Origin of the sequence: Azomonas macrocytogenes (genome assembly GCF_014191985.1) — a bacterium.
Lineage (GTDB): Bacteria > Pseudomonadota > Gammaproteobacteria > Pseudomonadales > Pseudomonadaceae > Azomonas > Azomonas macrocytogenes.
Genome location: NZ_JACHXI010000034.1, coordinates 1 through 14,327, shown reverse-complemented (window position 1 = coordinate 14,327; position 14,327 = coordinate 1). Strand labels below are relative to the sequence as shown.

15 protein-coding genes are annotated in these 14,327 nt (G+C 57.0%); 3 read left to right on the top strand and 12 right to left on the bottom strand.

What is annotated here, in order from left to right; genetic code table 11:
* Positions 1-83: 83 nt before the first annotated feature.
* Positions 84-854, bottom strand: a complete 771-nt coding sequence (locus FHR87_RS18115) for a S1 family peptidase (RefSeq protein ID WP_183168174.1) — start codon at positions 852-854, stop codon at positions 84-86.
* The gene (locus FHR87_RS18110) at positions 842-1,393 is read right to left on the bottom strand and encodes a hypothetical protein (RefSeq protein WP_183168173.1); all 552 of its coding nucleotides are present in this window, start codon (positions 1,391-1,393) and stop codon (positions 842-844) included. Before FHR87_RS18110 ends, FHR87_RS18115 begins: the two co-directional genes overlap by 13 nt.
* 195 nt (positions 1,394-1,588) lie before the next feature.
* Here FHR87_RS18110 and FHR87_RS19035 point away from each other — a divergent pair, with 195 nt between their 5' ends.
* Positions 1,589-2,113, top strand: coding sequence for a winged helix-turn-helix domain-containing protein (locus FHR87_RS19035; RefSeq protein WP_221189921.1), 525 nt, complete (start codon positions 1,589-1,591; stop codon positions 2,111-2,113).
* 32 nt (positions 2,114-2,145) lie between these two features.
* Positions 2,146-2,619, top strand: coding sequence for a transposase (locus FHR87_RS19030; RefSeq protein ID WP_221189920.1), 474 nt, complete (start codon positions 2,146-2,148; stop codon positions 2,617-2,619).
* An 81-nt stretch (positions 2,620-2,700) separates the two neighbouring features.
* On the opposite strand, the gene traA is transcribed toward FHR87_RS19030, so the two are convergent.
* The 6 genes from traA to traL are packed head-to-tail and all read right to left on the bottom strand — an operon-like array spanning position 2,701 to position 6,861.
* Positions 2,701-3,072: a TraA family conjugative transfer protein gene (traA, locus tag FHR87_RS18100; protein WP_246336102.1), complete on the bottom strand. Its 372-nt coding sequence runs from the start codon at positions 3,070-3,072 to the stop codon at positions 2,701-2,703.
* 30 nt (positions 3,073-3,102) lie between these two features.
* On the bottom strand, positions 3,103-3,717 hold the full coding sequence (traV, locus tag FHR87_RS18095; protein ID WP_246336101.1) for a type IV conjugative transfer system lipoprotein TraV: 615 nt from the start codon (positions 3,715-3,717) through the stop codon (positions 3,103-3,105).
* A gap of 6 nt (positions 3,718-3,723) precedes the next feature.
* Complete coding sequence (locus FHR87_RS18090) at positions 3,724-5,025, bottom strand: TraB/VirB10 family protein (protein WP_183168172.1); 1,302 nt, start codon at positions 5,023-5,025, stop codon at positions 3,724-3,726.
* Positions 5,026-5,028: 3 nt separating this feature from the next.
* Positions 5,029-5,952 (bottom strand): TraK domain-containing protein, encoded by a 924-nt coding sequence (locus FHR87_RS18085; protein WP_221189919.1) that lies wholly within the window; start codon positions 5,950-5,952, stop codon positions 5,029-5,031.
* Positions 5,945-6,583 (bottom strand): TraE/TraK family type IV conjugative transfer system protein, encoded by a 639-nt coding sequence (locus FHR87_RS18080; RefSeq protein WP_183168171.1) that lies wholly within the window; start codon positions 6,581-6,583, stop codon positions 5,945-5,947. Before FHR87_RS18080 ends, FHR87_RS18085 begins: the two co-directional genes overlap by 8 nt.
* On the bottom strand, positions 6,580-6,861 hold the full coding sequence (gene traL / locus FHR87_RS18075; protein ID WP_183168170.1) for a type IV conjugative transfer system protein TraL: 282 nt from the start codon (positions 6,859-6,861) through the stop codon (positions 6,580-6,582). Before traL ends, FHR87_RS18080 begins: the two co-directional genes overlap by 4 nt.
* 247 nt (positions 6,862-7,108) lie before the next feature.
* Here traL and FHR87_RS18070 point away from each other — a divergent pair, with 247 nt between their 5' ends.
* Complete coding sequence (locus FHR87_RS18070; RefSeq protein WP_183168169.1) at positions 7,109-7,570, top strand: hypothetical protein; 462 nt, start codon at positions 7,109-7,111, stop codon at positions 7,568-7,570.
* A gap of 89 nt (positions 7,571-7,659) precedes the next feature.
* On the opposite strand, the gene FHR87_RS18065 is transcribed toward FHR87_RS18070, so the two are convergent.
* The 4 genes from FHR87_RS18065 to FHR87_RS18050 form a co-directional block, all read right to left on the bottom strand.
* A complete protein-coding gene (locus tag FHR87_RS18065; RefSeq protein ID WP_183168168.1) occupies positions 7,660-11,025 on the bottom strand; it encodes a conjugal transfer protein TraG N-terminal domain-containing protein in 3,366 nt (1,121 codons plus the stop codon).
* Between the two features lie 16 nt (positions 11,026-11,041).
* Entirely contained in the window at positions 11,042-12,472 is a 1,431-nt protein-coding gene (locus FHR87_RS18060; RefSeq protein WP_183168167.1) for a conjugal transfer protein TraH, read from the bottom strand.
* Positions 12,473-13,450 (bottom strand): conjugal transfer protein TraF, encoded by a 978-nt coding sequence (gene traF, locus FHR87_RS18055; protein ID WP_183168166.1) that lies wholly within the window; start codon positions 13,448-13,450, stop codon positions 12,473-12,475. It abuts the gene before it with no gap.
* Positions 13,451-13,542: 92 nt separating this feature from the next.
* On the bottom strand, positions 13,543-14,327 hold a 785-nt coding region (locus tag FHR87_RS18050; RefSeq protein ID WP_221189918.1), incomplete at its 5' end, for a 3'-5' exonuclease.

Sequence of the window (14,327 nt, the reverse complement as noted above, 5' to 3'; positions counted from 1 at the left end):
CTCATGCGAAACCCTTCGTGTGGACCAGGACAGCCGATGAAATCCTGGCTTCGGTCGCTTCTTTCTGCAAACGAATTTCTAACTCACACCACTAGTTCAGCAGATGAGTATTGAACTTGGGCCAAGACGACATTCTGATCAACCGGTTCCACAGAGGCCAACAATAAGTGGACGTTATCTCGTGACCAGCCCCAGCTAACCGGCGCGGCACCTGCCTTTAGGCCACCGGCTACGATACCTACCACATCGCCGGCAGCATCCACGATCGGACCTCCCGACATTCCGGGCTGTAACGCTACGTTTAATCTCAGCACGCTCGTCTGTATGGAAATGCGGCTGCCGCTGCGGTTCAGTTCTCTGGCCGCCTCGTCAGGCAGGATGTCCTGCAGGCGTGTGGCACCGACAGCCAGCGTAACGAGTTGATCGCTCGCTGTGGGCACGCCAAGCGGGTAGCCGAAGCTGGCGTAGGAAGCATCCTTGGAAATCGACTTTGTCGACAGGTGCAGTGCGGGTAGCGTCGGGGGGGTGGCGACCTCCAGCAGTCCCAAGTCGCCTGCTGGATGTACGCGCACGATACGCGCATCAAAAAGCCGGCGCGCAGGCGCCTGCACACCTTCGTAAATAACTTGGATTTGAGAGCAGCCACCGAAAGTATGGTGCGCAGTGACGATATTCCCCGACATCTCGAACAAAAAACCGCTGCCGCTACGCCGAGTGCCGTCCCTACAACCGCTGGCGTTCACTTGAACAACGCTTCGCAAAACTTGCTGGCGCACAGCTTCAGATGGTGGTGCCTGAGAGATTGCAACCGCAGGTATCATCAAGGCCAGGACGCTGAGGATCAGGGCGCGCATAGATAGAGGGGAGCTGCTTGTAGCGCGCTAGCTTGTTCGACAACAGGAAGAGCCTTGATTGCCAGGACTGTCTTCTGGATAGACGAACTACCCGTGCTCAAGTGGCTGAGGAGGTCTTCTTGGCCCGCCCCATTTCGGATCATGGTTCGAAGGCTAGCGCAAAAATCGGCACCTTTCGCATAAAGGAAGCTCTGGTTACTCAGGATTATCCGGGCTGTGGCTTCGCCGTCCTTGCCGACCGCCTGAACACCGGGAGGAAGCAGGCCGAATCGCAGGAAGAGCAGCATGCGATTCTGCTCGACGGTATTCTCAATACCAATATCAGCCAGTTGGGCACGCAACCGCTCTGTCGATGGGGACAGGACTTGGTGAGTGCGCATGAGGATGCCGATGATCAGCGCGACGATGCAGGCCAGCGCGAAGGCGGCCAAGCGGCGTGCGCCTGTGCCATTCAACCCTACAGGTAGTTTCTCGGCTAATCCGAACACGCCACCGAACAGTGCTGACAAAGCACCCACAATGGTTGCCAGAAAGACCAACCACCAAGCCGACCAGCACCCCCAGGCTTGTACCGGTCAGCCAATCTAGCGTAGTGGCCTTGCTGATCATGGGTTTCGACCTTTGGCTACGGTGCACGGAAATTCTTGCTCCCTGTTAAGGGGCAATTCCGAAACAGGGTATTTAAGGTATAGCGCGTTATTAACGCGGCAATCAAATTCACGATATAAAGAGGCATGAAAAAGATCGATGCCCGAAAGCTCTCTCGAGAAACTCAAGACCAGATGCGGCGCCTGGCCATGAATCTGCGTGAGCAGCGCGAACTGACTTGGCAAGAGGTTGCCGACGTATTGGGCGTACATCTGAGTACCGTACTAGCCTGGTCCAAACGCTACAGCGAGCAAGGCAGCGAAGGTCTGAAATCCAGGACACGAGGTCGGCGCCAGGCAAGCGGACGGACCTTGACGCTCGCACAGGAGTGGCAGTTGCGCTCGATTCTGGTGGGCCAGACCCCGAACCAGTTGCAACTCGACTTTGCCCTGTGGAACCGCCGGGCCGTCATGCAGTTGATCAAGCACTTGTATGGCGTCGAGATGCCGATCCGGACGGTGGGTCAGTACCTTCAGCGCTGGGGATATACCCCACAGCGGCCGACCCGGCAGGCGCTGGAACAGAACCCGGAGGCGATCGAGCACTGGCTCGAAGAGACCTATCCGGCCATCGTGGCACGCGCCAAGGCCGAAAACGCGACGATCTACTGAGGCGATGAAACGGCCGTAGCTGAAGATGGGCATTGGATTCGAGGCTATGCGCCGGCAGGCGTCACGCCGGTGCTGGTGGCGCCGACTCGGCGTCATGGCCTGAGCATGGTCTCAGCGATCAGGGACTGGTACGGTTCGAGTTCCTGGAGGGGGCCATGAATACTGAGCGGATGATCGGTTTCATGTCGAGGCTGGTGGCGGACAGTGACAGGAAGATCTTTCTGATCCTGGACAATCTGCGTGTCCATCATGTGCGTCTGGTCAGGGAATGGCTCGAAGGGCACAAGGAAGAAATCGAAGCGTTCTACCTGCCACCCTATTCGCCTGAGTGTAATCCGGACGAGTATTTGAACCGCGACCTCAAGACACGCTTGCGCACCAGTGACCGGGCGCGAAACAAGTCGGAATTGCTGGAGAAGGCCGAGGCATTGATGAGCTGGTTGGCCAAAACCCCGGAGCGGGTAGTTGCCTACTTCCAGCATGCGTCGGTGCGTTATGCCACTTAGATTGGGTATTTGATTGCCGGGTTAATAATATGGAAAAGCCGCCCGGAGGCGGCTTCGTACTGGCCATAGACGGGGCGGATGTCAAATGCCCAGCCCGTTGCTGATCTGATGGGTCGAACTGGTCACTGCCGCTGCGCTGGATAGGGTGGCGGACATGATGCCCTCAATGATCTGAGGCGAATAGCTCAGGCCCATGCCACCGGAGATGCCCATGGCAAACGCCATCAGCGACTGACGAGCGACGCCACCGATGATGCCCACCAGAATCATCGCGCCGGCGATAATCCGGCCGAGCGTACCTTCGGTCCAATCCTTGATGGTTGCCCACACATCGTCGAAATACTCACCACCGGTACCGGCATGAGCGGTGCTGGACATCAGCACCATCAGCGTGAGTACGGTGAACAGCATCAGAAGCTGGAACTGCTGGTGTCGGGTCATCTGTTGAGTCATAAGGTTTACTCCTGTCGTGTTTAAATGGATTTAGGGGTGTATCGAAGAAGCGGCTTGCGGTTGATTCCTCTGCCTGTCCGGTGATGGATCAAGTTGTTGCAACGGTCTGATGACGGGAGCCTCTGCAGGCACTCCATCACCGATGACCCAGCGTCGTGGTTCGATCTCGGTGTACACATAGCCCGTGGCATTCAGGTCGCCGTTGGTGTCTTCCCATGGGGCGACCCAAATCCGCATCACCTGGGCGGGCGTTCGAATCGGGATTGGCCGATCAGGTAGGCGTGGAGCCACGTAGTTATCAATCAATTGCTCCGAGACAGACCGGGTCTGCTGGCTGGATTGTTTTTTGCGTTTTTTCTTGTCCTTATCCTTGTCCTTGTCTTTCTCCTCCTCTTCATCCTGCGTCGAACGGGGGACCTGGCCGTCATTCGTCGCGGCATAAACGTCTCGTGCCGACATACATTGCACGCCTTTGGGTAGCCCTTTGCAGCCGTAATCCCGAGAGCCCAGGTCAAACAGAGAGCATCCGCTCGACGCGCAAACCAGGGCCATCAGGGGGATTAATCGTAGCGCCTTGCGCGAAAAAAACTGGCACGCGGAGTTGCCCAAAAAGGGCAAAAGAACGACTTTCTGCATTTTTTTCATCGATAGTTATCCCTTGCTCTTGATCGAAAGACTCGCGCCGTGAGTGACGATGATGTCGATCTGGCGACCGGCGTCGACTTCGATAACGGGGAAGATGTTTTCGGCCATGGACAGGTAGTAGTCGGCGATCCGCTCCAGCGCGCTGCCCACGCCCCCGACGGCGGCGGCCTGCATGGCATTGGAGTTAAAGGCCTGCTCGTAAACCGGGGATTGGGTTTTGCTACCACCGCTACTGCTGCTACCGCCCATGGAACGGGTGATGTTGATCGACGGGACTTTCTGTACATCGAAGGCGGACGCCACGCCCTGCATGAAGCCCGCCATCAGGCTGCGGGCCAGCAACTGGCCCTGTTTGTTGACCAGGCGGCCGCGAACACCGGCCTTGCCGTCTTCACCGACGGCATAGCTGTCCAGGCGGGCCTCGATCACGCCACCGTCCTCCCGCACACAGGAAACCGTCTCGCCACGCAGGTAGGCTCGTTCCGAGCTCATGTCGCCATAGCCTGACACCAGCAAGAAGCACTCCCGCACATCGGCCCGGAAACGGTTGGGCAGAATGGCCTCTTTCTGAATCCGCAGGGCCGCTGGAAAGGGATCACGGCGTGCCGCCTGGCCCGTGGGCGCATCAATACCGTTGATGAACACACCCGTGATGATCGAGCCGGCCGGTAGGTACATGCCGCTGTCTTTTTCCGGCTGGGCCTCGGATGCCGATTTCGGCGCATCCGCGACATAGGTCATGATTTCCCGTTTGCTGGGGGCGGCTCTTTCTCCTCCCGCGTCACGAGCCCTGCCGGGAGCACTACTACCCCCTGTAACCGGGAAGTGCCGGTGCTTGAAAAGCGAAGCCGGATCGTCGAGATTGACCGGAGGGGGAGCGCTTTGCGCTGGCGAGGGTTCTTCCGCTTGCTCCGCGTCTTTTTTCGCTTCGGTTTTTTCGGTTTTTTCCTTTTTCTCAAGCTTCTGAATCGTTTGCTCCAGGCGAGCCATCCGGTCCGTTATCTCGGTGACATCCGGTGTGTTCTGATTCTTTTTCGGGGCTTCATTTTTTAACCGTTCCAGCTCGCGGTTCAGTCGGGTGTTATCACTTTCCAGGGATTTCATACTGGCTGACAGCGACTCCAGTCCCACGGTGCGGGTATCGCGATCCGTCAGCACGTGACGGATGGTGTCGTTACGCGAGCGTTTCGGGGTGGTTTCGGAGGGGCCTGAAAACAGGGCAATCAGCCCTACAAACAGGCCGGCCATGATCGCTACCACGGCGTAGCGCTTGAGCTTCGGATCGATATTGTTCCATGTGGCGCGCATGGCTTACCTCTCAACCAGAGATGGACGTTTCGTCGTGGGTGCCGTGCTACGTGACTGCTTTTGCGCCACGTACACTTCGGTGCGCGCACCGGGCTCCAACACGTTGTGAGGCCAGGCCGCAACAGCGGCTACATCCCAGCTGCCACACACCGATTCCTTGATCTCGATAGGCCGGTTGGAGAGGTTTTGTGCAACACCGACCAACACCTTCAGGCTATGGCCCATGACCAGTTGGCCATGCTCAAAATCGAATGCCAGCCCCTGCGCGGCACAGCGGGGCAGCTGTTGGTTTTGAGGCATGGCGGTCATGGCGTAGCCCTGCGGAATGTCCCCCAGGGCCAGATGGCGAAACAGGGTTCTAATCGTTTCGATATACGGCTGCGACGTTTCCCAGCGCTCGGCTTTGTTGGACGACATCCTGCCCACGAAGCCCATCGACTCACTGAGTTTCAGAACAATCTCACGAGGCGGAACTTCCTGGGGGACCAGCGTCAGGCTCAGGGCCTGTGCCTCATTGCCCTTTTCGGTAATGAACATGGTCACCGGTACGTCGCTATCGGTTTCGATATACACCACGTTTTCCGCGACCTTGGTGGTCGCCGCCGAGGTGGTATTGACCGCCGGCTCGGTAAAAGGCGTGACCAGACGATTCAAATGGCCAATCGAAATCGGCGTCACCAGGTTGGCACCGGGCTTCATGACCAGCGTGGTGTTTGGGTTCCCGTTCAGTGACGCCGCAGGTGCAGCTGGCTTTTGCTTGGCCGGTGCACTGGCATCGATGGGGCGAGGCACGTTTTGGGTCAGCACCTGAGCGGGCACCACCGGAATCTCGGAAGAGTCAGAAGAATCAGCGGCCAGGGCTTGGGCAACGAGCGCCAAGAGCGAGGCGGTGCAGGTCATCAGCGTGCTCGTCTTCAACTTACCCATCCTGGTGCTCCCTTTCCTTTTTTCTCTCCTCGCGTCGTTCCATTTGCCGCAACGCCTTTTCCGTACGCGGCTTGCCGCTATAGGTCGTCATGTAATTGATCGTGGGAAGGTATTGCTTGATCTTGATGATGAACTCGAAGGTCGTTTCGGTACGGGTTTCCCGGTCCTGGCTAACTCCCCTCACGAACGAGTTGCCCGACACGAAGACCTTTCCCGAATCGGGCTCGAGCTCGAGCTCGACATAACGGGGCTCGAAGCGGATCGTCACATGATCTTTGTTGATGTCTTGTGCCTGCAGATCAATGGCTGTCATCACGTCCTGGTAGATATCCGCAGACAGCATCGGACCCAGACGCTCTTTGATGAACGCAGCATTGCCTGGCGTAACGTTGCCCAGGAAGATCGCCAAAGACAGCCCCCAGGCTTCCTGGTAGGAGGCCGAGGATTTGTTTTCACCGATCCATGCCTCTTGCTGTAGGGTCGAGGGCTGCAGGGTGACAATCGTTTCCTTGGTCAGGGCCTTGTACGACAGCAGCAGCACTGCGGTGGTCAGCCCACCCAGCACCAGGCGATTCCATTTGTTTTCCGTCTGGACGCCTTCCCAGGTCTTGAGAAAATCGGTCATCTTCATGGCAGGTACCGGCGCACATAGGGGTTTTTCATCGACTTGGCTTTGGAGAACATGAAGCCGGCCCAATAGAGCATGTGCAGCAGGTAGCCATCGGGGTAATGCTGGCGAAAACGTTTGTACACGCTGGTCAGGGCGAACCCGAGCAGCAGCATGATGCCGACCTTCTTCAGCATGACGCCGAAAAACAGGCCCAGCAGAATCGGCGCGAGTTCATCGGCGCTCCAGAGCAGCAGGTGAGGTGGATCATCGACGCGGCGCGGAATTTTCACAGGGGTCATGAGTAGAAATCCAAGTAGTACAGGACTGCATGGATTTTCCGCGAAGTGGCCAAAAAAACTGGCACGCGGAGTTGCCCAAAAAGGGCAACTTGAGCGGAAATTGGAAATTATTTTATGTTTGTCACGACGTGACAGATTGAGAGAGCGGCAGAATTTGCCTGGCGTATTTTCGTTTGCCGCGTAAATGGCCTATGTTGTCGTACTAGCCGAAGCCAAAGGGAGGCTGTCTGTTCCAGACGGAGAGAGTATGTTTCTAACATTTATACGCGATCTACCGAAGATTCTATTCGGGATGATTTTTTGCGGTGTAGTCCTGGCAGTGCTTGAGTGTCATGGCCGGCTGCTTGGTCTTGGCCAACAAGCATTAGTCGCTATGCCACTGACTTTATTCGGTATTTGGTTTTTTTCAACAATACATAAGAGTTTAACTGCAACACTCGTTTTTTTAGGCATTGTGGTTTTTTTCATACCAATACCACTAGCTGCGTTAGCTCCATATATCCTAGTTCATATATTGAACTTTATCTTTAGTGCTATCCCTTTTTCTGATGTTAATAGTAGTTCTGTTTCTTCCGGTGGTGTTAATGGTGGGAATTATTCAAGTTCTTTTGAGGAGGACGATTTCCTTCAACGGATCAGACAGGATTTATTTGATGAGTCTGATCGTTATGAGCGTGACCGCCATTACCATGATCGTCATTACTTATAAGCCAGTAGCCGAAATATTGGCCACTGGCGTATAGGAGACTAAATAACATTTAAATTAATAGAAACACGATGTGCTTCTACTCTATGTTATCAACGTCCACTTGGATTAGCGCTATCGACCACCGATGTGCTCAGACGGTTAATATGCTGGATAGGCCGTAAATAGGCACCCGCCTGATCCCCGGCCGTTGCTGCAGACGAAATGGCCTCTCCCATATCGGTGACCATTTTTTCGTTTTCGGCCGATAGCTGTGGTTTGCCCTGCTGCAGGATCACCGAACCATCCTGATCTCGATCCGCATAGTCCATGCGCAATTTCTCCATCGCCTGATCCCGCGAGATAGTGGATAACCCAAACTCGGAGGCATAGACCCCGGCCTGGGCGGGCGTCAGGTTGTAGCGCAGGGTGGCAGCCTGGGTCAATTTTTCCGTGAAAACCTGGCCGTGTTGGGCATAGAAATCACTGGCAGCCTGATCGCCCTTGCCTGAAGCGACTTTGGCTACATTAATCAGATCGGAAAACCCCTCTATTTTTGCGCTACCCAAGGCGCCGTTCATCGCACTCGCCGCCTCTGCAAGACCACCGATGATGCGCGAACCCTCCTCTTTCAGGTAGTTATTGGCATTATCCATCCGACCCCAAAACCAGGTGGATTTCCGCAGCCCTCGCTCCGCAACCTGGCTGAGGTCGTGGCGCGCCCGGGCTAGTTGCGGTTCACTGCGTTGCTGGTCGGCGCGATTGGCCTGATTTTCTAGTTGCGCCTGTGATGTCTGATAGTTGGACTCGGCGATCGAACTGGTCTCGGGAAGCGCCCCCAGCATCTGGGCCGGATCGAGCCGGGCATGGGGGACCGATTCACTCCTCACCCCGGCAGCAGCACGGCCACCGGAGCCTACCTGGGCAGATACGCGATCGCGTACTCCCTCCACCTCGGGCGCATGGATAGCGCTGTTGCGGTATGGATCGGCCTCCACTCCGGCGTTACTGCTCGTGGCCAGATTGGCTACAGCCAGGGCGGCCTGGACCCCGGATGCCTCCGAGCCCGGCGCATAGTTGCTGGTGTTTGCCAACGCGGCCAATTGAGCGGCATTGCGTGCGACATGGGGATTCATGCCATAGGATTTGAACTGGTTTTCCAGGTTGACGGCGTTTTGACGTACAGCGGAAGGCGCGTAGCGCATATGCTCGTTCAATAGATTTTCAGCCGCCGGGCTATGCTCGATAGCGGCCCCCAGTGTGCGGTAATCGGAATTGGTCGTGGTGGACACCGAATCTGCCAGCTCGTTGACCGTACTGAAGTTTTCGCTGGCACTGAGCAGATTACTGCCCAACTTCGACAGCGCGGTGCTTTGCGTATCGGAGAGCCCCGTTTTCCAACTACTGCCGCCGCTCGCGCTGAATTGCTGGGCCAGCTGGTTGGTGAGCTGGGCACTATCATTTTTCTGATAGGCCAGGCCCTCCAGATAATTGTTGACCTGTTCCGCCGTTGTGCTGGTGCTATCCTCACCTGAGGATTCGGAAATTCCCTTGGCACCTCCCGAAACACCTACACTTCCATTAATACCAAAATCCGTTCCCTTGGCCTTTCCTTCGTCACCTTGGGCTTTAGATACTATTTGAGAGAGTCCTCTTTTGGCAGTCAACTGAGCTCCAGCATCTCCCGTTATAGCCAAAGTAAACGCTCCTCTTACCGCATCGCGATCACTGGCGCCCACCCCAAATTTTTCGGAGAAATCCTTCGACGCTTTTTCAACCATGCCGCTTTGCTGGGTGTTCATCGAACCGACCGTACGCCCCAGGCTCGACAGGTTGCTCATCATCTGCTCCGAAGACGCCGAATCACTGAAGGTGCGGCCCAGCTGCTCGGTAAAGGCCTGCGAGGCCTGTTCCTGGCGCATGGAGGCTGAGCTGATACCCGAGCGGATCGTACTACCCAGGCTCATGCTCCCCAGCAGCCCATCCGTGCCGCTTTGGAGTGTGCCGCGGTAGGCATCCCAGCCATGCATCGGTTGCGCCTGCATATAGGCGGCCGGTTGAACCACATCAGGGGTATCGATTTTCTCGTTGAGATGATCGCCACCATTCAAGCGCCCGGCAATGCTGGTCATGGCATAGCTGGAGCCTGTCACCACGAACAGGGAAATCACCGGCGTTGCCGCCGCCAGCATGCCACCGGTGGCAATCCAGGTCTGAATGATCTCATCGGCGCCATACAGCGCATACATGCTGTTCAGCTCGCTGGCGCCGTAGCTGCCCAGCTTGCGGGAAGCGGCCGTCAGGATAAACAGATTGATGATGGAGAGAATGGGCAACCACAGCTGAATCCAGAACAGCGTTTGCAGGTATTTGGCTGCCAGGGAAACACCGAACCGTCCCATGACGAGCATAAAGGCGAGCAGGGGCGTAATGGCATAGACCAGCCCCTCGAAAAAGGTCTGCATCGGCCGGGCCACGTTCAAAAACATCGATTGCTCGGCGGCCCACTGGGTATTGCGCTGTTGAATGGCCTGCCTGACCATCAGGGCCGAACTGTAATCCTGCAGATCCTGGTATCGGCCCACCACGGCATCGGCATAGACGGGATCGAGCAGCGCCGCCTTCATGTAATCGTAACCATTGACGGTAACGGCCCCCAGGGCCTGCAGCGAATCCGACAGTTTGCTGACCGCCGAGGCTCCGGTCACGGTGTTGATCTGCAGCAGGTTGGTGAGCGCCGTATTCAATTCCTGGCTTTGCACAACCATTTGTGTCGCGTTTTCCAGCTCGTTATAGGCATCGGTGCAGTCATAATCGGTACCCACCCGGTCATACAGATACAGGCGCGTGCCATAGATTCGCGAATCGAATCTCAGCGCCTCCATGATCGGTGCATTCGCCACATCGTCTACGGAGGCGAACCCCAGGTCGATTTTCGTCAGGGTGCATTCGCGGATATAGGTGTTCCAGGATTTGCGAAAGTCGCCCGCACCGCTTGAAAGGACCGTGTTGGCGGCAGTAAACACCGCCGAGTTCTGAAAGCGCGAGCGCATACCGTTCAGAATTTCCAGCGATTCGGCAAAATAACTCGACGTGAGCGTGGGCGCGTAATAGCCATATCCCACCTCAAACATATCGGTCAGCTTGTAGCCGATCTGCGAGATGATGCCACCGGCCGCCCCGACGCCCAGCGGGACATTGTCCACCACGCGGGTATTGCCGTCATAGGCGTCCTCGACGACCACGGTCGTTGAGGGATAAAACAGGCAGGCATAGACCAGCCAGCCAAACAGCACCTGCTGAAACTCGATGCCCCTTGCGCCCTGTACCAGCGACTGCACGCAGACGAACAGGACGCTCAGCAGCAGTCCGACACTGGCCATTTTGGAAAAATCGCCGCTGCCGGTGACCATGGCCACGGAAATCAGGATTTGCTCGAGAAAGGCTGAATCGCCCACGGAATAGAGGGTGAACTCCACTGTTGTTTCCTTAATGTTAGTGTTGCTTGTCGACCATGGTGTTGAGCAGGTACTGCTGCTTGCGCACATTGGTCAGCAGGTTGTTGTAACGCTCGATGGACTGGGAAAGATCGCCGTATTCCGCACTCAGCAGGCCATACTCACGACGGATATGGGCCTGCGATTGCTGGAACAGATCGGAGAGATTTTTAATGTACGGGCTTTTTGAGTTCGCGATGGCGACCCGGGCCGCCCGAAAAAACTCTTCGGTGAAACCGTAGGTCATGGCCAGCGCCAGCGAGCCTGCCGATTCGGTGACGAAGATCTGCGCCGAGTCGCGGGACAGGATCGCCAGGTTGCGCACGATCGCCCCGGCTCCCACCGGCAGATTGGCGACGAAGGCTTTTTCCGCATCCGTCAGGATGGCGGAGTTATAGGCATACTTGTCGATGATCCCGATGCTGCTCGGAGTCCCCAACAGGGTATCGATAATCTGTTGCTTGATCCCTGCCAGGTCGATCCGGGCGATACCGCTACCGACCTGGCCGGCCGTCAGGCAGTTATCCTTATCACGGGCACACGAGTAGATCTCGATACCGCTACCGCCATTGATCAGCTCCGCCAACCCGATCTTGTTGCCGGGCAGTGTCGTAATGGGGGTTGTTTGCGGGGTATTGCTGCCCGTGGCCTGGGCATTGCTATCATCCTCCAGCTCCTGAATGATCACCGTGCCGGTTAGGGACATGATCGCTTCCAGCAGGGCATCGTCCCCATAGCTGAACCAGGCTTTGACGTTATTGCTGTTGAGCTGCCGCCAGACGATGTTGCCGATCATGTGCTGGTATTCGTCTGGTTTTTTCTCCTTGAGCGTAGCCAGTGCCCCCTTGCCGTCCGGCTCCTGCCGCGACCCGAAGAAATCCTCGAAAAAGCCGTTGGCGGTGGCCGTAATCGAGGCATCATTCTGCCCCTTCAGGTTAAACGCCGAGCCGACGTCATTGACGATGCCCTGCGCCAGCTGGCAGGAATTGCCCAGGTGCTGGTTCAGTTCCTGAATTTTCTTCTGAAAGGCCTCGATCCATTTCGCGCCATCGGGGAACACATTGTCGAGTGCCAGCTGAAACGCATAGCCCTTGGCATTGGCTGCGACGGCACGTAGCAACTGCACCAGTTGTTCGGCATTGATAAATGAAAACGAACCGCCAAAGAGGTCGACTCCGCCACAGCCGGCCTTCCAGGACGGCGGGACGAGGCTGACGATGTTTTCGTTGACGATCCTGGTCTTGACCGACACCCGGCCACCGGACAGCACGCCCCGGCGCTGGGATTCGTATACCCCAGGCTGGGTGACATTGCTCATGCCGTTGAACAGGCTATTCATTTCCGACTGCAGGCCACCGGCCTGAGTGGAGCTGCTGGCCATTAACAGGACGACCGTCAGGGCTAGCGATGATCGACGTGTAGGGAGCATCTATTGGCCTCCCAGGGAGCGGCGCATGTAATCCATCAATACGCCCGGCTCGATGAACCCGGTGGCCGGGTCTAATGACAACTCCTCACGACTTCCACTATCGCTGAGGCGTTCAGCCAGATTGTTGTCGTAGTTCAGCACCGGGCGAGTGCGATTGAATGCCTCATCGGTGATCCAGTTGGCCCGGCGCGCCGACACCAGAATGCGATGCTCCAGTTCAGGTAGGGACATGGTGCTTTGTCCCAACGCGGCAAACTCACCCGAGGCTGAGGCTAGAAACAGCGCCGGATAGGTTTGCACGCCCAGGCGCTGGGCATGGCCTGCGTCTACCTTGAAGTCCGGGAAAGGACTGTTGGGTAGCGCTTTGCCATCGACCGAGATGGGCACGATGGTGAACCCCTCCCCCTCGAGCGCCTTGAGCAGGGGGGCCTGCAGCTCGCATTGAGGGCAATCGGACTTGAAGAAAAAGAACACCCCGGCCCGCTCGGCCACCTCGGCAATCAGCTGCGACTTGGCGGCCCCGGCCTGGCGATCGATATTTTGTGCCGCGAAGGTGGAGCCGGGCCGCCGTGAAATCTCATCCAGGAACGGATCACCGACGACCGCCAATTCGGTGGCATCGGCCACCTGTTCCGAACGATCAATGGCAAAGCGCTGCAAGTAGAGAAAGGCCCGGACATTTTCAATCGTGGGGTTATTCCAGGCGGCATCCCGGTATTTCGGCAGATTGTCCTTGAACCAGGCCGCCGAAAACACGCTGGGTGCTGCCATGGCTGCTGGCGCAGGTTGAGGAACCGGAGTCGGTAGTACGGCGACCGGCTCCGGCTCACGGGGCGGTTCAGGAGGAGGAGCAACGGGTTCGGGTTCATACCAGAACCACCCCTCCCCCTTGCGATCATAGAATCGGGGGGACTCCATCGCTAACGCAGACACCGATACCAGTGCCGTGCTGAGCGCTATGCTTAGTGCTGTTTTCATGGGCGAGCCAGACTGCGGGACGAGGGTTTATCGTACCGACAGCGGCCAAAAAAACTGGCACGCCAAGTTGCCCAAAAAGGGCCACTTGAGCACTAATTAGAAAAAACTGGCGAATCGCTCTGATCGTTCTTTTGCCGGCGCCGGTCGATGATGTGACGCAAGATGGACTCTACAGAGGCATTCAGTGCCAGCCGCTTGATGGCCCGGGTCACCCCCACGTACAGCAGGTTCAGTTCGTCATCCTGCTGGTCAGGCGTTTCTTCCAGTTCGAAGATATCGGGAAAATCATAGAAGAGCGCCACATTGTCCCATTCCAGGCCTTTGGCGCGATGTACCGTCGTGACGGTGATACTCGCCTCGGCCTCCTCCTTCACCGTCTGCTGCTCCAGTGCAGCCAGACGTTGCGGAATGTCGTTATACACCTTGAGCAACATCAGGCTGCGGCGCATCTCGGCATCACCGGTCGCTTTGGCTTGTTCCACGTAATCGGCGAAGTGCTCGTATTGGCGAGTGAAGGCCTCGTCCTGGATGTGTTCCTTGCGGTTTTTGCTCAGCCAGAACACATGACCGAGATGGCGCAGGTTATAGGCTTCTATGCCACCCACCCAGTAGATCTTCTGCCCCTGCTCCGAGGCTTGCAGCGCCGTGGTAATGACCCCCATGACCGTTCGGTGCAGCACCGCCTGATGAGGAAGATCATCGGGTAGCGCCTGGAGTATGTCGTCGTCCCCTCCCCGGCCAATGACCGGGCGCGTTTCGCCTTTGAACTCCAGGAGGGCATTGTGAACCTGTCCCCTGAGAACGGACGCCAAGAAGCACGGGGTCAAGCGGCCTGCTTCATCTTCCTGGCATAGTCGTTGGGCGACAGGTAGCCAAG

What these genes read in the sequence shown, in the direction of transcription:
- FHR87_RS18115 (WP_183168174.1), bottom strand. Translation starts at nt 854, where the DNA reads ATGCGCGCCCTGATCCTCAGCGTCCTGGCCTTGATGATACCTGCGGTT.
- FHR87_RS19035 (WP_221189921.1), top strand. Translation starts at nt 1,589, where the DNA reads ATGAAAAAGATCGATGCCCGAAAGCTCTCTCGAGAAACTCAAGACCAG.
- traA (WP_246336102.1), bottom strand. Translation starts at nt 3,072, where the DNA reads ATGACTCAACAGATGACCCGACACCAGCAGTTCCAGCTTCTGATGCTG.
- traV (WP_246336101.1), bottom strand. Translation starts at nt 3,717, where the DNA reads ATGAAAAAAATGCAGAAAGTCGTTCTTTTGCCCTTTTTGGGCAACTCC.
- FHR87_RS18090 (WP_183168172.1), bottom strand. Translation starts at nt 5,025, where the DNA reads ATGCGCGCCACATGGAACAATATCGATCCGAAGCTCAAGCGCTACGCC.
- FHR87_RS18085 (WP_221189919.1), bottom strand. Translation starts at nt 5,952, where the DNA reads ATGGGTAAGTTGAAGACGAGCACGCTGATGACCTGCACCGCCTCGCTC.
- FHR87_RS18080 (WP_183168171.1), bottom strand. Translation starts at nt 6,583, where the DNA reads ATGAAGATGACCGATTTTCTCAAGACCTGGGAAGGCGTCCAGACGGAA.
- traL (WP_183168170.1), bottom strand. Translation starts at nt 6,861, where the DNA reads ATGACCCCTGTGAAAATTCCGCGCCGCGTCGATGATCCACCTCACCTG.
- FHR87_RS18070 (WP_183168169.1), top strand. Translation starts at nt 7,109, where the DNA reads ATGTTTCTAACATTTATACGCGATCTACCGAAGATTCTATTCGGGATG.
- FHR87_RS18060 (WP_183168167.1), bottom strand. Translation starts at nt 12,472, where the DNA reads ATGCTCCCTACACGTCGATCATCGCTAGCCCTGACGGTCGTCCTGTTA.
- traF (WP_183168166.1), bottom strand. Translation starts at nt 13,450, where the DNA reads ATGAAAACAGCACTAAGCATAGCGCTCAGCACGGCACTGGTATCGGTG.